The organism is Acinetobacter sp. ANC_7682, from assembly GCF_056779795.1.
Genome location: NZ_JBWYIQ010000023.1, coordinates 22,167 through 47,780 on the forward strand (window position 1 = coordinate 22,167; position 25,614 = coordinate 47,780).

Here is a 25,614-nt window from a genome sequence, read left to right on the forward strand (position 1 = left end):
AAATTCAAATTTTTTATTATTTACGTGATTTAAGACACTTTTTTAAGCTAAGCTAACGTTGAGCTAAATCCTAAGCTCAATTCGTTAGATTTTTATTTTGATAAAAATGATGCTTGTTAATATACATGCATTTATCTGCACGGCGTAACATATCTTCTAAGGTTTCGCCTTTAAGTCTTGTGGCATGTCCGAGTGAAACGCTGATAGAAAGATGAGGGTGATCTAGATTATGTTGATGTATTTGAGTTTCAAGATCATGAACAAGGATTTTAACTTGCTCAACATCGGCATGAGGCATCAATAATACAAATTCATCGCCACCTATTCTAGAAATTGAAAAATCTTTTTTGTGAGTGACAAATTGAAGAATTTCGGCAAAGTTTTTTAGATACTGATCACCGACATCATGTCCGAACTGATCATTGATGATTTTTAAACCGTTCATGTCAATGTAAATACAAGACACTGGATAGAGATCAAGTTGCTCAATCCGTTCAATTTCTTCATTAAAATAAGTTCTGTTATGTAAATCAGTTAAAATGTCATGTTGACCCAAATAATGTAAGTGATTTTCTAATTTTTTTCGCTCAGTGATATCTGTAAGGGCGACTTGTATCACCGCCCAATCATCTAAATTATGTGGAAAAATATTTAATTGTTCTAAAACGAAGATTTGTTCTCCATTCGCGTTGTAGAAACTACTTTCTCGCTGTTGATATTCTTCATGATTCCACAATTGTAGTAACTGGCTTTTAAAATTTTCCAAACGTTTAATATCAAATAAATCATGAGAATGATGTAAAAATTGAGATTTATCTTTCACAGCAAAAAGTTTGAGCGCCGCTTCATTAACATCAATGAATTGTATTTGCTCGAAGCATTCCACAACAAATTCTGGATGTTGATGAATGTGTTGATCTAAATTTTCAATGTTTTGCATACGGAGCAGCTCAAATCTTTTTTTTATTTGGCTAAAATCCATGATCCATAGTGCTGTTGGATTATAAGTAAATAAAGATTCGGCAAAATGACGTGCTTTTTGATATTGGGAAATATCTTCGGTGGTCATGAGTAGGCATTTCCAATTATCCTCATAACCTTTTAATTTCATACCGCGTAATTGAACATCTAAACGCTTTCCATTGGTCGTATAATTGATCACTGGAATATGATGTTCAGTATTCTTCCAAAGTGATACAAAAAATTGGATTTGGAAAGTGCTGACTTCAGGATGAAGGAACTTCTGAAAACTTTCTAAAATTTCTTCTAAGTTTTTTGCTTCATACAGTTTAAGCGTACTTTGGTTAACACGTAAGGTATGAATCGTACTCAAGCAAAGGTGGAGACGACTGTGATCCTCCATTAAATATGCTTCAATATCTTCAATATCTTCAATATCTTCAATACCTTCAGCAGTCCATTGTTCGAAAATTTGTTTAACACCGCTGAAGTCTTGTAGCCACATCGCAATTGGAGATAAATCAAAGATGGTCAGATCTAAATGATCCATAGATGCGAGCCTTGGTGTTTAAAATTCATTCATTTATACAATATAAGTGAATGAATCTTATAAAATCAACATCTTATTAAACTGATTTTTTTGCTCGATGCTCAGGTTTTGGCGCAGAAATTGACTTAAGCCCTTGCCAAACATCAACAAAATCTTGTTCATTAATTTGGTAGAGTTCAAGTAAAGCCAATACCACACCACCCATCATGAATGCACGATCGGACTTCGGTTCATATTGGAAGGTTTGATCTTTTAGATGATAGAGGATATCTTCGATTTCAAATATGCGTTCACGTCCATTACTATCCACGGGGAACATCGGCGTTTCAATCAAAATATTGGCTAGTTTCTTTTCAGATTCATTTAAATTAAGTTGCTCAAATGCCGTTTCTAAAGAATCCGCGAACAGTAGTTCGGAAGAAAAAATGGCATGTAATAAAGGTTGGTTTAATTTAGGAAAGGTTCGTTCAACGAAAGGTTTAAACGAAATCGGGAAAATCACATTTTTTGATATACCTTTGAACATGGGGGCTATTTCAGCAACTTTGTAACCTGCTACACCACAACCAACGGCTGTAATAAAATACTTAATCTTGGGGTGGTTTTTTGTATAGATCTTAAAATCATTGATGTAGTGTTCAATCTGGGATAGAGGCATTTGTTGCAAATGCTCATTCATGGTGGGTATTGCATAGCTCTGTCCAGCCCATCCGCGGCCAGCACCTTTAATCGCACCGAAATGTTGAAGTGCAATTTTTGCAGCACCACCTGCATGAGTGCCTGCTAAATTACTACCAAATACAAATACTGTATCTTCATTTAAACTGTTGATAATCGTTTCATCGTGATATTGGTAAGTCATAGTTTTTTACATCAACATGCAATTTAAGTTCATGGTGCAATTGATTGCTGTAAGGGTCAAGTAAAATTGATTGAATTTATGGTTTTCACCCTCATCATCAGATGAGTAAATCATAAAGATTTGAGCAAGCAAGCCATGCATTACCAGTGTTATTGCATATTTTCATCATCTGTATAGCGAGAATTATCGAGTGAGTGACAGTCGTCCATTTGAATTAGTAACTAATTACGAGCCTGCAGGTGATCAACCTCAAGCGATTGAGAAACTTGTTAAAGGAGTAGAACAAGGTTTTAAGGATCAATTGTTATTAGGGGTAACAGGCTCTGGTAAGACCTATACGATGGCGAATGTGATTATGCAATTACAACGTCCTACTATTGTAATGGCACACAACAAAACCCTTGCGGCTCAACTCTATGGAGAATTTAAAGCTTTTTTTCCACATAATGCTGTTGAGTATTTTGTAAGTTATTACGATTACTATCAGCCAGAAGCATACGTACCGTCATCTGATACTTTTATTGAAAAGGATTCTGCTATTAATGATCACATCGATCAGATGCGGTTGTCCGCAACGCGTGCTTTGCTTGAGCGTAAGGATGCCATTATCGTTGCTTCGGTGTCCGCCATTTATGGTTTAGGTGATCCTAACGCATATATGAATATGCTCTTACATATTGTGACAGGTGATCGAGTCAGCCGTGATGAGTTGATTCGTCGATTGGTAGAAATGCAATATACGCGTAATGAACTCGAATTTTTACGAGGTACTTATCGAATTCGTGGAGAAATTCTTGATATTTTCCCCGCAGAGTCAGAACAAAATGCAGTGCGGATTGAGCTATTTGATGATGAAGTGGATTCGATCCGCTGGTTTGATCCTTTGACTGGAAAAATGATTCGTAAAGTCCCACGAATCACGATTTATCCAAAAAGTCACTATGTGACGCCTAAAGATAACTTACAGCGTGCCATCGAAACGATTCGTGAAGAACTCAAAGAGCGCTTGGCATATTTCAGAGCTGAAGATAAATTGCTTGAAGCTCAACGTATCGAACAGCGTACTCGATATGACCTTGAGATGATGCAACAGCTTGGTTATACCAATGGTATTGAGAATTACTCGAGACATTTATCAGGTCGACCAGCTGGAGAGGCCCCGCCAACGCTTTTCGACTACCTGCCTGAGGATGCATTACTTATTATTGATGAATCGCATGTTACGGTTCCTCAAATTGGTGCGATGTATAAAGGAGATCGATCACGTAAAGAAAATCTAGTGAATTATGGTTTCCGCTTGCCAAGTGCATTGGATAATCGACCAATGAAGTTTGAAGAGTGGGAACGTATTATTCCTACTACAATTTATGTCAGTGCGACGCCTGCCAATTATGAATTAGAAAAATCAGAACAAATTGCCGAGCAGGTGGTGCGTCCAACAGGTTTGATTGACCCCGTTATTGAGATTCGTCCAGTATTGACTCAGGTGGACGATGTCCTTTCGGAGATTAATCAACGTAAAGATAAAAATGAACGTGTCTTGGTCACAACGTTAACCAAACGCATGGCTGAAGATTTGACGTCATATTTAAAAGAGTACGGGATCAAAGTGGCTTATCTGCACTCTGATATCGATACTGTTGAACGTGTGAAGATCATTCATGAATTACGAACAGGTGTCTACGATGCATTGATTGGAATTAACTTACTCCGTGAAGGTTTAGACATGCCTGAGGTATCTTTAGTCGCAATTTTAGATGCCGACAAAGAAGGCTTTTTACGCTCAGAACGTTCACTTATCCAAACCATTGGTCGTGCTGCTCGAAATGTTGAAGGAAAGGCTATTTTATATGCAGATCGGATTACGGATTCAATGCAAAAAGCAATTGATGAAACGGAGCGTCGCCGTACCAAACAAATTAATTTTAACTTAGAACATGGCATCACTCCGCGTTCAGCAGTCCGCCAAGTCATCAAAGAAATTGATACTGGTGAAGAGTATGATGATGAGTCAATTGATGAGAGTGTATCGGGACAAGCACGTGCATTAAGTGCGGATGAGCGCCATATAGTTTCCGATCCAAAACTATTGGCAAAACATTTGGCTAAATTAGAGAAGGAAATGCTCAAAGCTTCGAAAGAGCTTCAGTTTGAGCAAGCAGCGCGTTTCCGTGATGAGATCGTGCGTTTAAAAGCACAGTTAATTCAGTGATTTAATTTACAGAAAACACTGTAAAATCATCACATAACGTAACATTAAGCCGAAAAATAACCGTTATTGTTGAAGAGTAAATGAATACTCACAAACAAATTCAATAAATAGGGGTTATTTAGATGATCAAGAGTCTCCCATCTGCTGGTTTCAATGTTAGCAAGATTGTATTGGGTGGTGCCTTATTGGTTGGTTTAGGGGCAGCAACGATGGTTTATGCTCAGGACAAGCCACTCAATACTGTTGAAAAAGTTGAACTCGATAAATACTTAGGTGTTTGGTATGAAGTAGCACGTAAGCCACTTTATTTCCAAAACAAGTGTGATCGTGATGTAACTGCGACATATACATTAAATGAAAATGGTAATGTGACTGTTGATAACCGTTGTTTTACCGCTGACGGTAAAGTTACCCAGTCAGTGGGTGAGGCATTTGTACAAAATCAGCCATTTAATACAAAATTGAAAGTCAGTTTTTTGCCGAGTGCTATTCGATGGTTACCAGTTGGTCGTGGCGACTACTGGGTGCTGAAACTGGATGAGGATTATCAAACTGTACTCGTGGGTGAGCCTAAACGTAAGTATATGTGGGTACTTTCTCGCACGCATAATCTTGATCAAGCAGTCGTGAATGAGTATCTTGATTATGCTAAATCTGTTGGTTATGACTTAAGTGATGTGATACGTACAAAGCAAACGGGTCAACAACCTGGTTCAACAAAATAATGTTGAAAATGATGAGAACCACGCTAAAGCGTGGTTTTTTTATGCATCGACATCTATTGATATGAATTATAGCTATAATATCGTTTGGTAAAATTTAGGTTCAGATATGTTAAAAGGTATAGCATTGTCAGTTATGGCATCAGTGACATTTGGGGTGCTATATTTTTATACGTATTTTCTTAGACCACTTGACAGTGAGCAGACCTTTGCTTGGCGAATGTTAGCAACATTACCTTTTTTAACGCTGTTTATGTGGTGGTCGGGTGATCTAAAATATGTTCGAGAAATTTATAATAAAATTTGCAAACAACCATCTATTTTAATTTGGCTCTTGATCAGTTCGTTTTTGTGTACAACTCAACTCTGGTTATTTTTGTGGGGACCAATCAATGGTCGGGGGCTTGAGGTTTCTTTAGGATATTTTTTGTTGCCTCTGGTGATGGTTCTCTTTGGTTGCGTTCTTTACAAAGAAAAGCTCTCAAAGTGGCAAATTGCAGCAGTGTTTTTTGCAATTCTTGGTGTTAGCCATGAAATCTGGCGCATCGGTACTGTGGCATGGGAAACCATGTATGTTGCTGTGGCTTATCCGATCTACTTTTTTTTAAGAAGAAAATTTGGAACAGATCATTTGGGTGGATTCTGGTGGGATTTATTGCTGGTGATTCCAGTTGCTGTTTTTCTAGCATTTTTTTATTCAAACACATTGCCCCTGATCATTGAGTTTAAATATCTCATTTTAGCCGTACTAGGTCTAGGTTGCTTAAGTGCCTTAGGGCTTGGAAGTTACATCTTGGCGAGCAGATATCTTCCATTTGTGATTTTTGGGTTATTGAGTTATTTAGAGCCGATTTTGTTGGCAGGAGTATCAATGGTAATGGGTGAACGGGTGGAAGCAGGAGAATGGTTGACTTATATTCCAATTTGGTTTGCTGTATTGCTCCTTATTTTGGAAGGTGCAATTTATCTCTATCGTCAAAGAAGAACTGAAAAGTTACTTCAATATCAACATAAGAAACTACAATCGCGTCTAGCCCAAAAAGATGAGCACTAAGTTTCATGTAATTACATAAGCATGAGTTGTACATAAGAGTTTTTGACTGAATGATAAGAATAATTACTTATTCTTTAAAAAATTTGTGACACAATTAACTAAAACATAAAAATGTGGTAAATTTGTTAAATCAATAATAATTCTAATTTAACAATCATGATTCAGTACCAAACAAGAGCAGCATTATTACAGATGGAGCCTAGTCTGGATTTAAACTGGCAAAGACTCTTAGAGCGTATATTTCAACATTCAGATAGTGACGTTCGCGAAGAAATTGATCGTCAAATTCTCAAACCTAAAGATATATTTTGGAATCGTGTGAATAACACATTCGAATATAAAGTCACGACGTCGCTGGGAATTTTAAAGCATAGTTTTTCTAGTGAAAGAATGCGCTCCATTGCAGCAAAGTTATGTCAATCTATCCAATGGTTGAAGGAGATGACGGATTGCGTACAAGTGGCGGACTATTTGGAAAATGCGCTGTATCAAATTGACCAGATTGCTGTTGAGGATAATTTAAAATTACAACGCGAAAAAATGCTAATGCGTCGGGTTTTTTTGCAAGATGTTGCTAAGTTAATTCGTGAATTAAATCTTGAAACACCAGTTGGAACTCGCCAGTTAACTTCAGCTCAGATTAAGAGCTTTATGATAGAAGTATTTATTAAGCAACAATTACTGGGGTATTGGTTTAAACCGCTTCTACCTAGAAGCTCATCGATCATGGAGCATCCTTTTTTTGCACAATGGTTGCTGAAAGAACAGTCCATTCGACACTTTGATATTGTTAAAACCTCTGAATTTCTATTCGTCATTGCACCAACCAGTCAGTTTGAACAAAATCCATTTTCGATCCGTCGTTTTTTATTTGAAGATCGAATGGAATACAACCAGCAAATTTATCTCAATGGGTTGGTTTTGGATATGCGCCGTTACAATGAAGAGGGGTATATCAAACAGTTTATGGAACACGTGCAGATGATGGTTACTATTCAGCATCAAGTGCATAAAGATGTCATTCAAATTGTGCAAGAATTTGAAGATGTTGCTGAACAGAAGATATTACCGCTTTTGACACAAAATTTAGGGATGGCTGGAAGTAATAGTGATTTTGTAGCCAAACAGCATTTACGGAAGATTGAGCAAGCATTGACTGTCGAATTGCTACAACCTCTCGTGGTGGCTTTAGAACAGCATTTATCACATATTAAAGAATATGAGCATCTGTTTAAAAGTGTGCATCGCATATTTTCAGATATTCTGGCGAATTATAAAGATTTTAAACAACAGCCTTCATTATTTTTTAATTCCTCAGTCCAATTGTTTGAATACAAGTTGTTAGCCTATTTAAAACTACTTGAAAAGCGTAAAGATGAAATATTTGTACCATTGAATATGTATGAGCGTGGAGTCATGCATGAGCGCTCCAAGAAACCGTTAAATGCATTACAAGAAGATTTAAGCCAACATATTCAAGATTACCGAGAAATGCTGTCTCATACGATGCGTTTGAAACGAGATTATGCTGAAGTTCAAGGCTCATTTTTAAAAAGAATGGTGGCTGGAGAAAAGTTAGAAAAAGAACTTCAACAAACTTCATTGGCCATGGTGAAAATCAAGAAGCAGGCTTATCTAGATATTTTAAGTGTGCCTAAAAACTATCGAAAATATAGTGTATTTATTGAATTTGAAAGTTTTTCAGCTACAAGTGAGTTTGAACGACATTATGCATTCCCTTCGGGGCAAAATGGTTTAACTAAGCTTCCAGTATTGGTCAAACTCCCAGAAAACTTAGAAGATTTTAATTTAGAAGATTTAAATATGATGTTGAGTCAGGATATTTCGGCTTCCCCAGTATTGAGTTGAACAGGCTTCAACTCAGTGACGAAATTGGATTTGTAGGCTTAATGATCAGTATTTGATATCTAAATGAAATCATTTACCCAAAAAATTATATTGTAATTCAATTGCTAAAATATATTTTTTACCAAGAGAAAATTGCTTTAGTAAAAAATAAACCGAGTTTTCATTTCAACTCTGAGTTAATTCCTTTACAATTATGGGGTTTTGAAATTTATGCTTAGATTTACAATTAATTAGAGGACGTATCTGTGAGCAAAGACACTATCGTTGCCCTACATGCAGAGCACCAAGGTCGCTGGAAAAACCGTGAAGAACTCGCGGAACGTATGATTGCCCTTGTTGGTCAGTTATACCGTGAAAAAAATATCGTAGCTACAGTATACGGTCGCTCTTTAATTAACCGCTCGGTTATCCAAATTCTTAAAGCTCACCGTCGTACACGTGTTTTAGACGTTGAACTTTCTGCTGTAGATACTTTCCCAATCCTTGAAGCATTGGTTAAAGTACAAAATATCGGCACAGCTGAAATCGATTTAGGCAAACTTGCTGTAGAATTTAAAGCAAAAGGTGGCGATGTAGATGCATTCGTTGCTGACGCTGTTAAATCACTACAAGGCAATGCCGCATCTGTTGAGCATAAAGATGTTGTGCTTTATGGTTTTGGTCGTATTGGTCGTATCCTTGCACGTCTTATGATTGGTCAGTCTGGTCTTGGTCGTGGTCTAAACCTTAAAGCGATTGTTGTTCGTAAATCATCTGATGGTGATTTAGAGAAACGTGCTTCTTTACTACGTCGTGACTCTATTCATGGTCCATTTGCAGGTACGATTTCTGTAGATGAAGAGAACGAAGCAATTATTGCGAATGGTCAATTCATCAAAGTGATCTATGCTTCTAATCCATCAGAAGTGGATTACACTGCATATGGTATTGAAAATGCATTGGTGATTGATAACACTGGTAAATGGCGTGACGCTGAAGGTCTTGCTCAGCACCTTAAATGCCCAGGCGCTGCACGTGTAATTTTAACTGCACCTGGTAAAGGTGATATGAAGAACGTTGTGTTTGGTGTTAACCAAGCTGACATTCTTGATGAAGATACAATCATCTCTGCTGCAAGCTGTACTACAAACGCGATTACACCGACGTTGAAAGTACTTCATGACAAATATACAGTGATTAATGGTCACGTTGAAACAGTTCACTCATTCACGAACGACCAAAACTTGATCGACAACTACCATAAAGCTGACCGTCGTGGCCGTGCTGCAACGTTGAACATGGTGATCACTGAAACGGGTGCTGCTAAAGCAGTTGCTAAAGCACTTCCAGCGCTTAAAGGCAAATTAACTGGTAACTCTGTACGTGTTCCAACACCTAACGTGTCTTTAGCAATCCTTAATCTGACTTTAGATAAAGAAGTTGATCGTGATGAAGTGAACGAATATATTCGTCAAATTTCTATCAACTCTAATCTACAAGGTCAAATTGGTTATACAAACTCTACTGAAGTTGTATCATCTGACTTTATCGGTTCACGCACTGCAGGTGTTTTTGATGCGCAAGCAACAATTACGTCTGGTAACCGTTTAACAGCATATGTATGGTACGACAACGAAGTAGGTTATAGCTGCCAAGTTCTGCGTATCGCTGAACAAATGGGCGGCGTAAGCTATCCAAAAGTTCCTGCTGAAACAAATGCATAATTTGTAAGGCATAAAAAGAGCCTCTTTCGAGGCTCTTTTTTATTTGCCTAAATTTACGTAATTAAGACTTTAGAGCAATATGGTTTCTTCAAAATAAGTGGTTTAATATTGAAAAATTGCGTACTTGTTCACATAAAATATGGATTGTGAGCAGGTGATTAAAAAAATAAGTGTTAAAGGATTATATTTTTGCGCATCAAATATCTTGTCATTGGCTTCGTGCTGATTGCTTTGGCTGCCGCGAGTGGTATAGCAATTGCCTTATGGGTTTTTCAACATTTTAAAATTTACATTCCACTTGAAGATCAAGCCGTGAATATTGATCTTCAGGAGCCATTGCAAGCGAAAGTTCACATCCATGATGCTTTGGATGTGAATGTGACAGGTCGCGTGAAAACGACCATTCCTATACGTGAAAATCTTTCTATTCCTGTACAACAAACATTGAATCCTATGGTTCATTTCGACAATCAAGTACCAATTAAAACGGTTATTCCAGTCCGTGAAAATTTGATTGTGGATCAAAATTTAGCAGTAGATACTAAAGTTAAGGTTCGCATTTTGGGCAAAGATATTACACTGCCATTGAAAGGGACGATTCCAATTAAACTTGATGTACCTGTTGAAATGGATGTTCCCTTAGATCAAATGGTTCACTTGAAATTTCAAGCACCTGTTCAAGCGGATTTAAAAGAGAATCTACGCATCTCATTAAAAAAGGATTTAGATGTGGATATACCAGTAGAAGGTCATTTGAATGCACCAATTAAAACTGCGTTAGAGGCTTCAGTCAACGTACAAAATACTTTGCCAATTAAAATACAAAAAGGTGAGTTGGTTATCCCACTCAATACCTTAACATTACAAAAAAATCAAAAAGTGGAAGCAGCATCACCCATTAAAGTTCAGAAGGATGATCAATCTGCTGAATCGGTGAAAGCCCAGTGAGCTCGAGAAGCATGAGTGCTAAAAAAATCGTGGGATATGGTTCGCTCTTATTTATTATCGTGGCAAGCATTGTCGCCGTAGGTTTTTGGCTATATCTCAATATTCAAGCATCCATTCAAGTCACTGCGAAGAATGCAAGTGTACAATTATCAGAATCATTGCCGACAAAAATTGATGTTGGGAATTATCTTGAGGTACAAGCGATTGGCGCGCTAAATACACAAATTAAAGTGCAGGAAAATATTGATTTAGATTTGCAGGGTAAATACAAAACCAATCTCAAGTTTAAAGTCAAAGTCCCTGTTTCTGTGAGTGTGGATTATCAAACGAAAGTAAAAATCGATCAAACGATTCCAATTAGTGCAACAACAGGTTTGGTGTATAAAACACGATTTTTACCTAAATTTCCGTTAAATTTAGATTTGCCTATTCAGCTTGAAGTTCCATTTCATTTAAAGCGTACTTATCAGGTTCCGATTACGATTGATTTTGATGGTCCTGTCTATTTAGATTTGCATGAGCAGCTTGATGTGGATATTGATCATGTTTTCAAACCGGTATTGCATTTAAATGATCCAATTTTGATGAAGGATGTATCTAGTTTTAGAGCAACAATGTATAACTTGGAGCGAGAAACAAAGGCGAATTTAGATATGAACTTGGATTTACCCCTTCGCAATATTAAAAAGTAAAAACTCCCCTTAAGGGGAGTCTATCCTCTAAGCATTCAGGGCTTGCTGAATGCTTTCACGAATCGATGTGGTTTTTCGACCAATTAAATGTTCAAGATCTTTGTGTTCACTGTACATCGCACCATGGGAAGTGTGAAGATCTGCATCTACAATGACGTCAATGAGACCTCCTGGTAAACCAGCTTGAATTAATCCTTGACGATAATCTTCTGGAGATAAGTTTTGATATTTCACGGGCTGTTGTGAAAACTCAGAAAGTAGGGTCGCAAAATCTTTTAAGCTAAAGCTTTCGCTACCAGCAAGCTCGTAAACTTTATTGAAATGTTGAGTGGATTCATCATTTAATATTTGAGCTGCAGCAGTGGCATAATCCAAACGAGAAGCTGAACTAATTAAACCATCTTGAGCAGCTCCGTATACGATGCCTGTTTCGATTTGATGGGTGAGGGTAGATAAATAGTTTTCGCTATACCAATTATTTCTTAAAAAGGTGTAGGTAATAGAACTTTCTCGTATTAGTTTTTCTGTTTCTCGATGTTCATTGGCTAAGCCAAGCGGAGAGTGATTTGCATTCAGTAAGCTGGTATAGATTAAGTGAGGAACTCTAGCTTGAATCGCAGCATCAATAACAGCCTTGTGTTGTGGAGTACGACGACCAATCTCATTGGCAGAAATGAGCAGGAGTTTATCAACATCCTGAAGGGAATTTGCGAGATCATTTGGCTGATCATAATCAAATTTGCGTACTTGAATATCTTCAGAAAATAAAATTTTAGCTTTTTCTGGGTTGCGAACCAAAGCAATAATTTCATGCTTGCTATGAAGTTTTTTAAGTTCTTGAACAACTAAACGACCTAATTCACCAGTTGCACCTGTAATCGCAATTTTCATTTTAATTTCCTCTCATTGTGGCTAAAAAATAAACTTGATGCAGGCATATTAATCTGTTAACTTACTTAATGAAAGTACGTACCTAAAAGTAAGTTATTAACTGTTAAGAGAAAAATGATGAATACATATGCGCATAGTGATTTATTAGGTCAAGTTTTATCCAGTGAATGTCCTTCTCGTGAAATTTTGGAGCATCTCACCAGTAAATGGTCAGTTCTCGTCCTAAGTTGCTTGAGTGATGGTGTGCATCGTTTTAGTGAGCTAAAACAAAGAATTGAGGGGGTGAGCGAAAAAATGTTGGCTCAGACACTAAAAACCTTAGAAAAAGATGGTTTTATTTTGCGCACTGTCTATCCAGTAGTTCCTCCAAAGGTGGAGTATCAACTCACTGTATTGGGTTCAAATGCAGCGATGAAATTAAATGAGTTGATCCATTGGATTGAGCGAAATTTACCCGAGATTTTGGAAAGTAAGGCAATTATTACGCGATAGTTATATTTCATCATTTCGTTATCGCTCAGTTTAAAGTGTGTACTGAGCGAGATGTTTATATGGTTTTCATGATCTTAAAATCATAACGATCAATACATAAAATTAAAATTGAGAAAAACAGTCCCAAAGCAACGCAACCAATCCATGCATAATGTTCCCAAGCATAGACAGCACCTAAAGAACCTAATGCAGCGCCTGAAAAGTAAATGGTCATATATACAGCATTAATTCGTGAGCGTGCTTGACCATCAATACGATAGACTAGATTTTGATTTAAAACATGAAATGCAGTGAGACCAAAATAGCTCATCAATACGCCAAGTGCATAAATGAAGATGTTCTGTTGCGCGAAATATAATGGAATACAAGAGAACAGCATCAAGCTGATACATAATTGAGCGACAAATTCTTCTTTCCCTTTGCCAACTGTTTTACCAGACCAACTCGAGGAATAAATTCCGATAATACCTAACAGACCAAATAGACCAATTTGAAAATCAGTAAATTCATATGGGGCACTCCCTAAAACAAAAGTCATCGATGTAAACACCATTGAGAGAATGCCAAATCCTAGGGCACCCGCGCAGGCACGGCGTATGAGATGCGGATTATGCTTCGCGATGCTCCAAAGTGATTTGTAAATATCGGTGACTTGTAAATGCGAAGCAGGTTGAGTGTCGGGGAGTTTTTTCCACATTAAACATGCAAAACATAAAGTCAAAATACCACTACTGAAATAAACGCCTTCCCAAGACCAATAAGTTGAAACAAAGCCGGCAAATGTCCTAGATAAAATAATCCCCATGACCAGTCCGCTCATGAGTTTACCTACAACTGCTGAGCTTAATTCAGGTGGGCTAATGGAAGAAGCAAAAGGGATTAATACTTGTGCTGATATGGCTCCAAATGTTGCACAGAGCGTAAAGATATATAAAGTGCTAATATCTGAGCTGAAAGACAAAAGGATCTGCGAAATTGCCGCAAATATCATTAAACTCACAATGAGTTTTCGTTTATTAAAAAAATCTCCAAGGGGTACCAAAAGCATGAGTCCGAGCATATAACCCACTTGAGCGATAACTACGGTAAATCCGGCTTGGCTGGTCGAAATTTCTAAACTTCTTTCGATTGAAAAAATCAGTGGTTGATTGAAATAAGCTGAACCTGCACAGACACCACAGGCCAAAGCCATAACAAGCACGAATTGTGAGGATAAAGGGGTAGCAGAGCGATCCATGTCAAAATCTTAGAGTGCAATTTAATGCACTATAGGCATTATTTTATGGTTTCAGAAATAAATAAAACCAATGATGTCATTTGATAAAACAATGAGTAATGAATAAATCAAATTTAATGCAGTGATACACCAAAATATTAAAGACTCAATTTATGAAAAAAGTCGCTAACTTATTCTCAACCTGCATAAATATAGTCGAGAAATACTTTAAAATATGGCAGAATAGACGGTTTTAAAGTTTTTAGAGGATTGGCATTATGCGCTTTGTTGATGAAGCAGTCATTACCGTAGAGGCTGGCGACGGTGGCAATGGCGTAGCCAGTTTTCGCCGTGAAAAATTCGTACCATTTGGTGGTCCAGATGGTGGTGATGGTGGTCGTGGTGGCAGCGTATATATTCAAGCTGATGACAACACCAGTACGCTTGTAGATTATCGTTATACCCGTAGATTTCGTGCTGAACGTGGTAAAAATGGTGCTGGCGCAAACTGTGCAGGTCGCGGTGGTGAATCCGTAACACTATATGTTCCAGTAGGAACAACAATTGTAGATACTGAGTCTGGCGACATCATTGGTGATTTAATTGAAAATGGTCAACGTGTTCTTGTTGCTCAAGGTGGTGACGGTGGTTTAGGTAACACTCACTTTAAGTCATCAACGAACCGTGCTCCACGTAAATGTACACATGGTAACAAAGGTGAGTTCCGCGAAATTCGCCTAGAGCTGAAAGTCTTGGCAGATGTTGGCTTATTAGGTATGCCAAATGCGGGCAAATCAACATTTATTCGTGCTGTCTCTGCAGCAAAACCAAAAGTAGCAGATTACCCATTTACAACTATGGTACCTAATCTTGGTGTTGTAGATGCAGATCGTCACCGTTCATTTGTAATGGCTGATATTCCAGGTTTGATCGAAGGTGCTGCAGAAGGTGCAGGGCTTGGTATTCGCTTCTTAAAACATTTGGCGCGTACTCGTATTCTTCTACATATCGTGGATGTACAGCCAATTGATGGATCAGATCCAGCTTATAATGCTAAGGCAATTTTAAATGAACTTTTAAAGTTCTCTCCAACATTGTCAAAACTCCCAGTGGTGTTGGTTTTAAATAAAGTAGATCAGTTGCCTGAAGACTCAAGAGATGAGTGGTGCAATCACATCCTTGAAGAGTTGAAATGGGAGGGTCCAGTATTTAAGACTTCAGGCTTGATGTCTGAGGGAACCAAAGAAGTCGTTTATTATTTAATGGATCAAATTGAACAACAGCGCGAACGCGAAGTTGAAGATCCAGAGTATGCAGCAGAAATGCAAGCATTCCGTGATCAGCTTGAAGCTGAAACACGTGAACAAACCATTGCAGCTAAAGAGGCTTATCGTGAAATGCGTCGTAAACAACGTCTTGCCAGTCAAGAGGATGACGATTTTGACGATGATGAAGATGATGGCGAAATGGAAGTGTACTACGTACGTTAATCTCTTTATATAAGAGACAGAGGACAAGATGATAGAAGTGGTAGATGGGCAACGTCAGCTCAAGGGTTGCAAAAGAATCGTTGTTAAAATCGGATCATCTTTACTCACAGCAAACGGAAAAGGTTTAGATATAGATGCAATCTCGCATTGGGCGGGGCAAATTGCAGATCTACACAATGCAGGGCATGAGATTATTCTCGTGTCTTCCGGTGCTGTGGCTGAAGGTATGGTTCGAATGAAACTTGAGAATCGACCCACGGATCTACCCAGTCTTCAAGCTTGTGCTGCCATTGGTCAAATGGGGCTGATACAAACTTGGTCTAGTGTATTGTTGAATCACAATATTCAGTCTGCACAAGTTTTATTGACTCATGATGACTTGGCTGACCGTCGCCGTTATTTGAATTCTTGTGATGCTTTACAACATTTAATCGATTGGAAAGTGATTCCAGTGATTAATGAAAATGACACTGTATCTACTGATGAGATTCGATTCGGAGACAATGATACTTTAGCTGCAATGGTTGCAGGCCAAGTTCATGCTGATTTATTGATTATTTTGACAGACCAAGAGGGGATGTTTGATTCAGATCCTCGCTCAAATCCTAATGCGAAGTTGTTTCATACAGTTCGCGCATTAGATGAAAGTTTGTTTGATATGGCAGGTGGTGGTGGTAAGTTTGGTCGAGGTGGAATGCTGACCAAAGTACGTGCTGCTCGTTTAGCTGCGAAATCAGGATGTCCTACACTGATTGCCAGTGGAGACAGTAATCATGTGTTAACTCGATTAATGTCGGGTGAGATGCTAGGTACGTTGTTTATCACTGATAATGATCGAATCACTGCTCACCAACAATGGTTAGCTGCGCATTTGCAGACTGCAGGGCGATTGGTGATTGATGATGGTGCTGTGAAAGCGATCAAAGAAAATCATCGGAGTTTATTGCCTGTAGGTGTGAAAGCAGTTGAAGGGCATTTCGAGCGTGGTGATGTGGTGGAGTGTGTGGATCAGCAACGGCATCGCGTCGCAGTTGGTCGTGTCAACTTTAGTTCACGTAGCGCTGAAATTGTCAAAGGCTTACCCTCAGATAAGGTACACCAAGTTCTAGGTGAAGCACGTTCATTAGAAATGATCCATCGCAATCATATGGCAATATATTAGCAAAAACCTACCATAACCTAACATAACGTTAAGGCTTGATTCTGAAAGGGATTGAGCCTTTTTCTTGTGTGATGCAATAACATGCAATAGACTAGCAGGAGGTTAAACTGAGAGGTTAAATTGGAGGTTAAAAAAATTAATCGCCATAAAATTTGAAATCTCTTAATTGCCTGAAAATTTAAGCATTGTCGTGAGGTCGCTGTGTTATCTAAATTGCAGATTGATGCTATTAAGCCATCGAGTAAATTACAGAAAATTAATGATAGTGAGATGCTGTATTTATTCGTATCTCCGACAGGTCGTAAAACCTGGAAGGTGCTTTATACGCTGGACGGTAAAAAGAACACAATCACACTGGGCGAGTATCCAAAGGTACTCAATGCTAAAGATGCACGTTTAAGACGTGATGAGATAAAAAAACAAATATCAGAGGGCATCCACCCAACAGAACAAAAACGACAAGACAAGATTAAGGATTTATCAGATATGGCATTTGCTGATCTGATCCAGCTTTATGCTGAAAAAGTCACACCACACAAAAGGGGCGGACGTGTGGAAATTGTCATTTTGAATAGTTATATAAAATCATTTCCCCGATTGATGAAGAAACCAGTAAACCAACTGGGGCAGCTAGATATGATTCAATTTAGGGATGAGCGATTAAAAAAGGTAAAGAGTGCGACAGTAGCTAGGGATTTAGGTTTATTAAGTGCTGTATTCAAGTATGCACGACAAGAGCTAAGAATTATGAGCAGCTCCCCATTGGATGATGTGGCCAAGCCGAAACAGTCAGTGAGTAGAAATAGACGTATTTCACAAGATGAGATAGAGAGAATCTTGGATGCTTTTAAATATGATGGACGTTCCCAGCCAATCACTAAGAAACAACAAACAGCATGGGCGTTTTTATTTGCTATTGAAACAGCAATGAGGGCAAGCGAGATAACAGGCTTAAAGTGGACGGACGTTTACGACAAGCATGTAGAGCTTGAAATCACAAAGAACGGCGCAGCTAGAAAAGTGCCTTTATCCAAGCGAGCTATTGAGCTTTTGAGTTATATGCGAGGGATAGACGAAACCGAGGTATGCACTCTTAAAAATAAGGTGGCTGATGGTGAAGTGGGCAGAGGTGGATTGTCAGCATACTTTACCCAGGTGGTGAAAGGTAAATTAAAAATTAATGATTTAACTTTTCACGATACCCGACATGAAGCCATTTCTCGAATGGTTAAGAATGCCAAGCTCCCGGTAGAAGTGCTGGCAAAAATTACAGGCCATAAAACCATAAGCATTTTAATTAATACCTATTACAACCCCGACATTGAAGAACTAGCCAACCATCTACACAAAGAGGATGACCCCGATATTATCTTGTTTAAAAAGTCTATTTGAGTGCGACAAGCTAGGACGTGCAATAACTAGCAATGAATCACTATATTGATTAAGATTAAATCGTTAAGCCTAGGTTCGCTACCGAAAGTCGGACACCCATCCGATTGGCTTAACTTTTTTATTGGGGTGCTGTGGGAGGTAGCTATGGCTTATATAAGAAATGTTTCCGAATTACCAAAATGGTTTAGTTTGGACAACTATAAATTTGATTTGTCGGCTAACGATATACTTCAATTATTGATGATTAGATTTGTAGCATTTGATTTATTACTGAATGATGATATTGATATTTCATCTGAAGAAGAATTAGAAAATCAAGATTTATTTGAATATATTAATAATTTTAATAAAATTCCAATAGTTTTGGTTAATAAAAGAACTATATTGAAAAGAAGTTATCTTAAATCTGTAGGTAAAGAATATTTATACTATAATTGTTTAGAATATATATTTTCAAAAATCACTAAAGATCCTTTAATTATAAAAAGATGGAATGATGCTGATAGTCAGTCATTTTTGACGCTTAACTACTTATTAAAATGTGCTGTAAATAGGAATATTAGAAAATATGAAATTAACCCTATTCAAACACTTAAGATTGACGATATAGGGAGGATGGTTGCATGCCTTCCAAACAATGTTAGAGATTTTTCATTATACAAGTATAGCGAAGCAATTGAGTATGCTTATAAGGAAGATGAAGAACTCGAGGATGATGAGATTGGTGATGCAAAGAGAGATGCTTGTAGACATTATTTAGCTAAATTAGATGAATATTTCTCTGAGCTACATGATAATGATTTGGAGGTTTATGAGGTATTTTGTTCACAAGATTATCATAGCTACAGTACCGAAGATGAACATCCATATTATGCCCCTCATTATATATCGGTAGATCTAAATGTATCTGACTCTGTTCTGAGAGAGCAGTTTAATGCATGGTTATCAAATACTAGAAAAAAAGCTATTAATTTGACAGCGGAGGATAATTTAAACTCAGATTTTATAATAAATTCAAATGGAGTTAAAATTATTGAAAAAATTAATAAATATAAAGTTATTCCATTTATGGATTTGATGCTTTGGGAGTTAATAACTGGAAACAAAATTAAATTATCTGTTTATGCTCATGCTCTTTTTAATGATGGTAGTGCTGATAGTGAGTATGTTAGAAAGACTATAAGACCATTTGTTCAAAACTTAATAAATGATGATTATCGAATGATGCATGAACTATTTGCTTTAAAGAATATGGAAGATTTTAGCTTATAGAAATATCCGTTTTTAAAAATTTTATGAAACTCCATTCTTTCTTAAGAAATAATAAGAAGCTTCACCTAAGCAATAACGCTTCAAGCATTGCAAAGGTGAATCATGCTACACAAAGAACAATATGCACGAGTTAAACAATTAGCGAGTGCGCCAGCTACTCCTGAAAAAATCTACACAGTAAAGACAGGCGAAAACGCAGGCATGAAACGCAAAGTTAATGCCAAGCCTGAGCGTGTCGGATTATTGCCGGTTAGTGAAAAAACAATCTGGACCTGGGTTAAACAAGGTAAATTTCCTCAGCCTATCCGCATGAGCGGCAATGTCACTGTATGGCGTATGTCAGAAGTGCAGGCATGGATAGAAGAACAAGCCACCATTGCAACGATGGAGGCTTAATCAATGACTCACATCACTAAAAGAATGACCCAATTAGGGAAGGTATCAAGAGGCCTAGACCGCTCACATCCTGAATTTAAACGACAGTGCATTGACAAGCTGGCGCGTCCATTAAGTAAAGCTATCAATAGTGTAATAGATCTTGAAAAAGAACATGAGGAATCCTGCCTGCGTATGGCAGTGGCCAGAGTAATTGCTATTGATGCCATCTCAATGCTGGAAGAGAAGCAGGACGTAAAGGAAATTATTTCTGTCCTGGTTGAATTAATCGAAACGCTAGACGGCGTGGAGAACTAATCATGAATATAAATCATCAAACCCAAGTTTTAGCCCATCTCAAACAAGGTAAAACACTCTCACAAGCTGAGGCCATTCAGAATTTTGACTGCTATCGCCTTAGCGCCGTCATCCAGCGCTTACGTCTTGCCGGCTATGACATTGTGACCCATAACGAGCGCAATAAGTCAGGCATTGGTAGACATGCACGATATGAGCTTATGAAAGAGGTGGCAGCATGAGCCAAATAATAGATTTTAAATCCGAAACTCAAGCCGATAGTCAGCCTATGACTGATGACGAAATGCGGTTAGCCAATATCTACGATGTTGCAGTCGGTTTAATTATTGATATTGAGGAGGGGCGTATTTTCTCAATGGCAGAAATCAAAGAACAAATGATTGAAGTGCTAGAAATCATACAAGAGGAGCTTTGAGCATGAAAAATAAATTAAAGAATATTGCTAACATGCCCAAGTATGGTTATAGTTCTTCTGCTTTGAGCAAAATCTCAAAGTCAACTTTAGCAGGTTGCAAATTCTCACTAGGCGCACACAGTCCGCATCGGGCTTTTTTTGTGCGTAATATCTCTATGCGTTCGCATGTTATGGCGGAGCTGGAGAGGGACACCTTCGGGTGTGCAGGTAACCTAGTGAGCCTGTCTGCTAACCCTTTTCAGCTTTGCCACCATTATTTAGCAGTAATCGGCAAGGCTTCTATTTCACTAGGAGCGCATTCTCATGCCTAAATCTATCTCAAATAAAACAGCTCAAGACTTTTTAGAAAATTCTCAAGTGATTATTGAATCACTGGAAGGTACATTGCTTCGCTTATATGTGAGCTATGACCAGCACGGCATATCTGATGACAAAGCAAAGGCAATGTTTGAAGTATGCGAAACGCTGGCAAGTGCTGCCTTAGAAGATATTGAAAGTGCGAGCGCAAAAACAATACTAGATATATCAATGATTGTTAGCCTTGCTACTGGCATTTTATACACGCTTGAAGAATTGTCACGTTTAGACTTAGCCAAAGGCTATACAGCAGCAGCTATAAACGGCTTGACCTTAGCTTGTAGCTCATTAAATGAATTATTAGAAGTTGCGGTAGATTACACGATGAAAGGGGGTGCAGCATGAATGCAAAAATCACTCTTAACGCTCCCTTAGTGGTCAGTACCGATCCAGTGACAGGCAATATAACTGCATATCATTCAATTGAAGATTTTGTAAAAGGCTGCATTGATGAGCAGAATTTTAAAGTTAAGCCTGAGAGCTATATTTGTTCTAAATTGCCCGATTATAACTGTGAAGAATGCACAGTACTGCCTTATGTGAATCCTGAGCAATTGAGCGAAATTGTAGGCTATGCAGTCAAAGGCATTGCCAAAAAATACGACACGGATCAGACACCACACAAAGAAATTGATTCTAAAGAAGTATCTTTTTTGATAGGCAAAGCTGGAGTATTCGCAAGCAACACAAATAATAAATATATGCCGTATGTTCTAGGTACAGACAATATAGATTTATTTGTGCAACTTGCTAAGGCTGGAGAGGCCGTTGTGCTTCATAAAGATATTGATGCAGCGTATCAGATTATAAACAATGGTATGCCTGAAACAATATTTAGAATGATGGTGGGCTTTAATCTATCTCAACAGAATCAGGATTTATTTGTTCAGGTGAATGATAGTTTTAAAACACTTCCACCAAATCAGATAAAGCAATTTCTTCTTGATAAAAAGCAGCAAATCATAAAATCAATTGAATCTGATTCATCTGTACAACCTCAAGTTGAGGAGATTCCAGTAAATCTGAAGGTAGATAATTCAGGAAGCTGGCAGGCTCCAGTGAGCCTGAGAAATGACACTTTAATTCAATCAAAACCTTATCCTATTAATGAACTTCCTGAAGTTGTCAGAGAGGCAATTTTAGCCACCACTGAATACGTTCAAGCTCCCCTAGCAATGGCAGCTCAATGCGTTTTAGCCAGTATTTCATTTTTAGCACAAGGTAAGGTGAATGCACCTAGAGAAACCAACAGGGAGGGAATGCCTTCCTCTCTATTTTTCTTAACTGAAGGTGGTAGCGGTGGGCGTAAGTCATCATGCCAAAAGTTGGTTGAGCTACCGATCCGGGAGCATGAGCGCCAACAGAATGACGAGTACAAAAAGGTGCTGGACGATTGGAACGCTAGGTCAAAAACAATTGAATCAAAAGAGTTTGCTCAATGGACGTTAGATAATCCAAGACCAACCGATCCGACCAGTATTTTTTCAGACATTACTATCGAAACCTTAACCAAGTTTTATATTAAAGGAATAGTTAAAAATGCTTCGTTAAGTAGTGATGAGGCCGGACAGTTCTTTGATGGTCACACCATGAAAGGCGACACAGCCAAAAGCGCCTTAGGTACATTCACCAAGTTGTTTGATGATGGATATTGCCAGAGAAATCGGGCGTCATCTGATGATAATGGAACAGCCTATGATGTTCGCCTGACCTTCAACCTACTTGGGCAACGAGCGGTACTTGCTAGTGCGCTAAATGACACAACTTTAAGAGGACAAGGCTTTTTACCTCGATTTATTTTAACTGCTCCAGAGAGCATTGCTGGACAAAGAACGCATACGGTTGAGTTTAGACAAAAGCTGAAAAACTCACACAATGACCCTCGATTAACTAAATTTTGGAATCGTTGTAGAGATATTTTAAAAGATGAGTTACCCGTCCTTTTGAATGATTCAGGAGAGGTTTCATACTTCCCTGTGATGCAGCTATCGAATGAAGCAGAGCTACTGGAACTTGAGTTCTACAATGAGTGTGAGATTTTACAAGGTAGCGGAAAACAATTTGAATTTATGCAGCCTTTTGCCAGTCGTGCAAATGAACTTGCCAGACGTTTAGGAGCGGTCTTAGCTTACTTTGAAAACAGGTCTGAAATTGATTTAGAAACCATGCGGGCAGCTTGCGCCGTCATTCGACATTCATTGTCTGAGTGGTTCAGGTATTCGGACATTGAGGTTGCTGATGAGAGTGATTCTGAGAAGCTGATTAAGTACCTCTTAACCAAATGCAAAAAGGAAAAAACCAACCTGTTGCAAAGAACGATAGCAATGAAAGGCGCACCACTTCAAATAAGAAAAGCGAAGGAGTTCGACCCTTGTTTAAACGAGTTAATCGAGTTCAATTATGTTCGACTGGTGACCATTAACCGATCCGCTTACATTGAATTGAATCCGGCATTGCTGAAATAGTTGCGATTTTGCGTTTTTTGGCTGAAACCCTTGTGGTGTAAGGTTCTCCATGTCGCAAATGGTATGCGATTCGTATGCGGAGCATGCGATTTTTACTTGCTCATGTCGCATACATCGCATGTGAATCGCAAGGGTAATGCGATACGGAAAGCCACACAGAGAAAGGCATACAAGGGAAAAACGCAAAATCGCAGATAAATTACAGAGAAATAGAAATAATAGGTGTGAAGAATGGCAAATTTAAATAGAGTGACAGTAATGGGCGTTCTAGGCCGTAACCCTGAAACTAAGAATTTCCCCAACGGTGGCAGCATTACGACATTTAGCGTTGCAACATCCGAGTTCTGGAAGGACAAGGCCACTGGAGAGCGCAGAGAAGCTACAGAATGGCACAGAATCACCACTAACAACCGATTAGCCGAGATTGCGAGTAAGTACCTCAAGAAAGGCGGGAAGGTGTATGTCGAAGGCTCATTGCGTACAAGGAAGTGGAAAGACAATAAAGGAGCGGATCGGGAAGTAACCGAGATTCGAGCCGATGAGCTGCAACTGCTTTAATCAAAAGCTCCCTTAGTTGGGGGGGCTTTTTTATAGGCGGGAAATTGGGTAGCGGATCGGTTGCTAGTAATGGGATGCGCTTAATCAAATCCAGGGGAATGCAATATGATGTTTATCCAGGGCGATCGTGTAGATACTACTGTATTTAAAAAGTCACCAGCAGAGAGATTTATCAACCTTAGAACTCAAAAGAAAGTTAAGGAATTTATTGTCAAACTCCGTGGCTATAAACGCCCAGACTTCAATCGAATAATTCTTGATCTTGGCCGTCTTGGTTGGACCCATGAGAAAATAGCCTTTGTATTACCTGTCTCTGGTGCTTCGACAGTAAGTGAATGGGCGCGTGGTGGCGTTCCTAATTATGAAAATGGCGAGGCATTAATTCAACTATGGCAATCTGAAACTGGCGTTGAACGCGTTCCTCGTGAAGGTGAATGGGGAACTTATCAATATAAGATTGGACAATTAGAACTGCTTTGAATGGGCTATCTATAGTTTAGTCTTACAGATATAAGCGAGCCCTCTAATGAGGGCTCTATTTATTTCTTGATTTGAGGTTGTGGTGGATAAGATGGTTTTGTTGGAATCAACCTGTCACCCTTAATCACTCTTGTTGGTGGTGGTGGAATTGTTTGGTTTTGAACGATCCCGTTTTTGGGATGCAGAACCTATCAATGAACCTACCAAAGAATCTGTCAGTTTAAGTGAGAAGAAAAGCACAACGTTTCAAGTGCTCATTAGAGTGTTTTTAAATTGAGATTTTGATATGGATTTATAGTTTTTTTAAAGAATTTCTAAAAATGACCAAATCTATAGCCCCATTTTGCAGCCAGTTCCTCACTGAGTAATTCTAATAAGAAAAATGACAAAGTGTACATGGAAAGATTTAAGGGGCTAATACGGTAAATAAGAGCTTTTTAGAGATGCTTTTAAAAAGTGTCATTTAATCCATTTGAATACGCCGTACTGGTAAAGATAATTGACGGATGGTGCTGATTACCAGATGAGGTAAAAGACTAAAAATATAGTGTTTTACGGTCTCCCTCGCGCGCGCGCGCGTTTTGTTGAAATATACCCATTTTTTGGGGACTTGGATTGCCTCCTAATAATTTGAAACTTATTAGAGGGGAGGGCTATGGGGGTTTATATTGAGCTTAATAATTTCGAAGTATCCAAAAGGCTAATTTTTCTCAAAGCACAGACTCAATATCAGGCACCTGATTACTCTGCGATAGTGCGAGAGCTTTATGAATACCATGAGATGAGTAGCGAAAAAATTGCTTTCTTACTACCCGTCTCTGGTGCTTCCAGTGTGATTGAATGGACTAAAGGTGGACAGCCAAATTATGAGAACGGTGAAGCCTTAATTGAGCTATGGAAAACTCTTACTGATAAGACGGATCAGGATATCCCAAGAATTAACCACTGGAGTGCATAAGAACATGGGGAATATAAAGACACCTGCTTTTAAGCCATTAGATTGTGATGAGATGGAGAGATCCATCCAGCTATGCAATGGTATTGAATATTTAATTGATGAGTTTCAGAGGGCTTTGTTGCACAAAGATTTGAAATGCAAAGCGCCCCTAATTGAGCCAAATTTAAGGCGTAACTTGGGTAAGTGGTCGACCTAATTCCG

26 protein-coding genes are annotated in these 25,614 nt (G+C 38.4%); 22 read left to right on the forward strand and 4 right to left on the reverse strand.

What is annotated here, in order from left to right; genetic code table 11:
• Positions 1-76: 76 nt before the first annotated feature.
• Positions 77-1,510, reverse strand: coding sequence for a diguanylate cyclase (locus AC1M9D_RS09920; RefSeq protein WP_481612082.1), 1,434 nt, complete (start codon positions 1,508-1,510; stop codon positions 77-79).
• 76 nt (positions 1,511-1,586) lie between these two features.
• On the reverse strand, positions 1,587-2,372 hold the full coding sequence (locus AC1M9D_RS09925; RefSeq protein WP_092767050.1) for an A1S_2505 family phage non-structural protein: 786 nt from the start codon (positions 2,370-2,372) through the stop codon (positions 1,587-1,589).
• Positions 2,373-2,562: 190 nt separating this feature from the next.
• Here AC1M9D_RS09925 and uvrB point away from each other — a divergent pair, with 190 nt between their 5' ends.
• The 7 genes from uvrB (at position 2,563) to AC1M9D_RS09960 (ending at position 11,572) form a co-directional block, all read left to right on the forward strand.
• Positions 2,563-4,584 carry an excinuclease ABC subunit UvrB gene (uvrB, locus tag AC1M9D_RS09930; protein WP_180028424.1) on the forward strand — a complete coding sequence of 674 codons (2,022 nt, stop codon included), beginning with the start codon at positions 2,563-2,565 and terminating at the stop codon, positions 4,582-4,584.
• 122 nt (positions 4,585-4,706) lie between these two features.
• Complete coding sequence (locus AC1M9D_RS09935) at positions 4,707-5,309, forward strand: lipocalin family protein (RefSeq protein WP_481612083.1); 603 nt, start codon at positions 4,707-4,709, stop codon at positions 5,307-5,309.
• 106 nt (positions 5,310-5,415) lie between these two features.
• Positions 5,416-6,360: an EamA family transporter RarD gene (gene rarD / locus AC1M9D_RS09940; protein ID WP_481612084.1), complete on the forward strand. Its 945-nt coding sequence runs from the start codon at positions 5,416-5,418 to the stop codon at positions 6,358-6,360.
• A 156-nt stretch (positions 6,361-6,516) separates the two neighbouring features.
• Positions 6,517-8,229, forward strand: a complete 1,713-nt coding sequence (locus tag AC1M9D_RS09945) for a hypothetical protein (RefSeq protein WP_481612085.1) — start codon at positions 6,517-6,519, stop codon at positions 8,227-8,229.
• Between the two features lie 245 nt (positions 8,230-8,474).
• The gene (locus AC1M9D_RS09950; RefSeq protein ID WP_180028420.1) at positions 8,475-9,932 is read left to right on the forward strand and encodes a glyceraldehyde-3-phosphate dehydrogenase; all 1,458 of its coding nucleotides are present in this window, start codon (positions 8,475-8,477) and stop codon (positions 9,930-9,932) included.
• Positions 9,933-10,121: 189 nt separating this feature from the next.
• Entirely contained in the window at positions 10,122-10,880 is a 759-nt protein-coding gene (locus AC1M9D_RS09955; RefSeq protein WP_092767044.1) for an MFS transporter, read from the forward strand.
• Positions 10,881-10,891: 11 nt separating this feature from the next.
• Entirely contained in the window at positions 10,892-11,572 is a 681-nt protein-coding gene (locus AC1M9D_RS09960; RefSeq protein ID WP_481612086.1) for a hypothetical protein, read from the forward strand.
• 27 nt (positions 11,573-11,599) lie between these two features.
• On the opposite strand, the gene AC1M9D_RS09965 is transcribed toward AC1M9D_RS09960, so the two are convergent.
• Positions 11,600-12,463: an SDR family oxidoreductase gene (locus tag AC1M9D_RS09965; RefSeq protein WP_481612087.1), complete on the reverse strand. Its 864-nt coding sequence runs from the start codon at positions 12,461-12,463 to the stop codon at positions 11,600-11,602.
• A gap of 117 nt (positions 12,464-12,580) precedes the next feature.
• Here AC1M9D_RS09965 and AC1M9D_RS09970 point away from each other — a divergent pair, with 117 nt between their 5' ends.
• Positions 12,581-12,955: a winged helix-turn-helix transcriptional regulator gene (locus AC1M9D_RS09970; RefSeq protein ID WP_092767041.1), complete on the forward strand. Its 375-nt coding sequence runs from the start codon at positions 12,581-12,583 to the stop codon at positions 12,953-12,955.
• A 55-nt stretch (positions 12,956-13,010) separates the two neighbouring features.
• On the opposite strand, the gene AC1M9D_RS09975 is transcribed toward AC1M9D_RS09970, so the two are convergent.
• Positions 13,011-14,192, reverse strand: a complete 1,182-nt coding sequence (locus tag AC1M9D_RS09975; protein WP_481612088.1) for an MFS transporter — start codon at positions 14,190-14,192, stop codon at positions 13,011-13,013.
• Between the two features lie 257 nt (positions 14,193-14,449).
• On the opposite strand from AC1M9D_RS09975, the gene cgtA reads away from it, so the two are divergent.
• From cgtA to AC1M9D_RS10045, 14 genes are all read left to right on the forward strand, one after another.
• Positions 14,450-15,661, forward strand: a complete 1,212-nt coding sequence (cgtA, locus tag AC1M9D_RS09980; RefSeq protein WP_092767039.1) for an Obg family GTPase CgtA — start codon at positions 14,450-14,452, stop codon at positions 15,659-15,661.
• Positions 15,662-15,689: 28 nt separating this feature from the next.
• Positions 15,690-16,823 (forward strand): glutamate 5-kinase, encoded by a 1,134-nt coding sequence (gene proB, locus AC1M9D_RS09985; RefSeq protein WP_035265485.1) that lies wholly within the window; start codon positions 15,690-15,692, stop codon positions 16,821-16,823.
• 201 nt (positions 16,824-17,024) lie between these two features.
• Complete coding sequence (locus AC1M9D_RS09990; RefSeq protein ID WP_286379817.1) at positions 17,025-18,215, forward strand: tyrosine-type recombinase/integrase; 1,191 nt, start codon at positions 17,025-17,027, stop codon at positions 18,213-18,215.
• A gap of 144 nt (positions 18,216-18,359) precedes the next feature.
• Positions 18,360-19,487, forward strand: a complete 1,128-nt coding sequence (locus AC1M9D_RS09995; protein ID WP_286379816.1) for a DUF6387 family protein — start codon at positions 18,360-18,362, stop codon at positions 19,485-19,487.
• Positions 19,488-19,589: 102 nt separating this feature from the next.
• A complete protein-coding gene (locus tag AC1M9D_RS10000; protein ID WP_481612089.1) occupies positions 19,590-19,883 on the forward strand; it encodes a helix-turn-helix transcriptional regulator in 294 nt (97 codons plus the stop codon).
• A 3-nt stretch (positions 19,884-19,886) separates the two neighbouring features.
• Positions 19,887-20,180 carry a hypothetical protein gene (locus AC1M9D_RS10005; protein WP_286379814.1) on the forward strand — a complete coding sequence of 98 codons (294 nt, stop codon included), beginning with the start codon at positions 19,887-19,889 and terminating at the stop codon, positions 20,178-20,180.
• Positions 20,181-20,182: 2 nt separating this feature from the next.
• Positions 20,183-20,401 carry a helix-turn-helix domain-containing protein gene (locus AC1M9D_RS10010; RefSeq protein WP_286379813.1) on the forward strand — a complete coding sequence of 73 codons (219 nt, stop codon included), beginning with the start codon at positions 20,183-20,185 and terminating at the stop codon, positions 20,399-20,401.
• A complete protein-coding gene (locus tag AC1M9D_RS10015) occupies positions 20,398-20,595 on the forward strand; it encodes a hypothetical protein (RefSeq protein WP_180075242.1) in 198 nt (65 codons plus the stop codon). Before AC1M9D_RS10010 ends, AC1M9D_RS10015 begins: the two co-directional genes overlap by 4 nt.
• 2 nt (positions 20,596-20,597) lie before the next feature.
• Positions 20,598-20,906 (forward strand): hypothetical protein, encoded by a 309-nt coding sequence (locus tag AC1M9D_RS10020; RefSeq protein ID WP_286379812.1) that lies wholly within the window; start codon positions 20,598-20,600, stop codon positions 20,904-20,906.
• Entirely contained in the window at positions 20,899-21,297 is a 399-nt protein-coding gene (locus tag AC1M9D_RS10025; RefSeq protein ID WP_286379811.1) for a hypothetical protein, read from the forward strand. Before AC1M9D_RS10020 ends, AC1M9D_RS10025 begins: the two co-directional genes overlap by 8 nt.
• The gene (locus AC1M9D_RS10030) at positions 21,294-23,417 is read left to right on the forward strand and encodes a DUF3987 domain-containing protein (protein ID WP_286379810.1); all 2,124 of its coding nucleotides are present in this window, start codon (positions 21,294-21,296) and stop codon (positions 23,415-23,417) included. The genes AC1M9D_RS10025 and AC1M9D_RS10030 overlap by 4 nt, the downstream gene beginning before the upstream one ends.
• A 231-nt stretch (positions 23,418-23,648) precedes the next feature.
• Entirely contained in the window at positions 23,649-23,975 is a 327-nt protein-coding gene (gene ssb / locus AC1M9D_RS10035) for a single-stranded DNA-binding protein (protein WP_350320692.1), read from the forward strand.
• A gap of 105 nt (positions 23,976-24,080) precedes the next feature.
• Positions 24,081-24,455, forward strand: coding sequence for a hypothetical protein (locus AC1M9D_RS10040; RefSeq protein ID WP_286379809.1), 375 nt, complete (start codon positions 24,081-24,083; stop codon positions 24,453-24,455).
• Between the two features lie 655 nt (positions 24,456-25,110).
• The gene (locus tag AC1M9D_RS10045) at positions 25,111-25,413 is read left to right on the forward strand and encodes a hypothetical protein (RefSeq protein WP_286379808.1); all 303 of its coding nucleotides are present in this window, start codon (positions 25,111-25,113) and stop codon (positions 25,411-25,413) included.
• The last annotated feature ends 201 nt before the right edge of the window (positions 25,414-25,614 follow it).

Excerpts from the sequence above, each read along its gene's own strand:
- AC1M9D_RS09920 (WP_481612082.1), bottom strand. The coding sequence starts at position 1,510 with ATGGATCATTTAGATCTGACCATCTTTGATTTATCTCCAATTGCGATG.
- AC1M9D_RS09925 (WP_092767050.1), bottom strand. The coding sequence starts at position 2,372 with ATGACTTACCAATATCACGATGAAACGATTATCAACAGTTTAAATGAA.
- AC1M9D_RS09935 (WP_481612083.1), top strand. The coding sequence starts at position 4,707 with ATGATCAAGAGTCTCCCATCTGCTGGTTTCAATGTTAGCAAGATTGTA.
- rarD (WP_481612084.1), top strand. The coding sequence starts at position 5,416 with ATGTTAAAAGGTATAGCATTGTCAGTTATGGCATCAGTGACATTTGGG.
- AC1M9D_RS09945 (WP_481612085.1), top strand. The coding sequence starts at position 6,517 with ATGATTCAGTACCAAACAAGAGCAGCATTATTACAGATGGAGCCTAGT.
- AC1M9D_RS09960 (WP_481612086.1), top strand. The coding sequence starts at position 10,892 with ATGAGTGCTAAAAAAATCGTGGGATATGGTTCGCTCTTATTTATTATC.
- AC1M9D_RS09965 (WP_481612087.1), bottom strand. The coding sequence starts at position 12,463 with ATGAAAATTGCGATTACAGGTGCAACTGGTGAATTAGGTCGTTTAGTT.
- AC1M9D_RS09970 (WP_092767041.1), top strand. The coding sequence starts at position 12,581 with ATGAATACATATGCGCATAGTGATTTATTAGGTCAAGTTTTATCCAGT.
- AC1M9D_RS09975 (WP_481612088.1), bottom strand. The coding sequence starts at position 14,192 with ATGGATCGCTCTGCTACCCCTTTATCCTCACAATTCGTGCTTGTTATG.
- cgtA (WP_092767039.1), top strand. The coding sequence starts at position 14,450 with ATGCGCTTTGTTGATGAAGCAGTCATTACCGTAGAGGCTGGCGACGGT.
- proB (WP_035265485.1), top strand. The coding sequence starts at position 15,690 with ATGATAGAAGTGGTAGATGGGCAACGTCAGCTCAAGGGTTGCAAAAGA.
- AC1M9D_RS09995 (WP_286379816.1), top strand. The coding sequence starts at position 18,360 with ATGGCTTATATAAGAAATGTTTCCGAATTACCAAAATGGTTTAGTTTG.
- AC1M9D_RS10000 (WP_481612089.1), top strand. The coding sequence starts at position 19,590 with ATGCTACACAAAGAACAATATGCACGAGTTAAACAATTAGCGAGTGCG.
- AC1M9D_RS10005 (WP_286379814.1), top strand. The coding sequence starts at position 19,887 with ATGACTCACATCACTAAAAGAATGACCCAATTAGGGAAGGTATCAAGA.
- AC1M9D_RS10010 (WP_286379813.1), top strand. The coding sequence starts at position 20,183 with ATGAATATAAATCATCAAACCCAAGTTTTAGCCCATCTCAAACAAGGT.
- AC1M9D_RS10015 (WP_180075242.1), top strand. The coding sequence starts at position 20,398 with ATGAGCCAAATAATAGATTTTAAATCCGAAACTCAAGCCGATAGTCAG.
- AC1M9D_RS10020 (WP_286379812.1), top strand. The coding sequence starts at position 20,598 with ATGAAAAATAAATTAAAGAATATTGCTAACATGCCCAAGTATGGTTAT.
- AC1M9D_RS10025 (WP_286379811.1), top strand. The coding sequence starts at position 20,899 with ATGCCTAAATCTATCTCAAATAAAACAGCTCAAGACTTTTTAGAAAAT.
- AC1M9D_RS10030 (WP_286379810.1), top strand. The coding sequence starts at position 21,294 with ATGAATGCAAAAATCACTCTTAACGCTCCCTTAGTGGTCAGTACCGAT.
- ssb (WP_350320692.1), top strand. The coding sequence starts at position 23,649 with ATGGCAAATTTAAATAGAGTGACAGTAATGGGCGTTCTAGGCCGTAAC.
- AC1M9D_RS10040 (WP_286379809.1), top strand. The coding sequence starts at position 24,081 with ATGATGTTTATCCAGGGCGATCGTGTAGATACTACTGTATTTAAAAAG.
- AC1M9D_RS10045 (WP_286379808.1), top strand. The coding sequence starts at position 25,111 with ATGGGGGTTTATATTGAGCTTAATAATTTCGAAGTATCCAAAAGGCTA.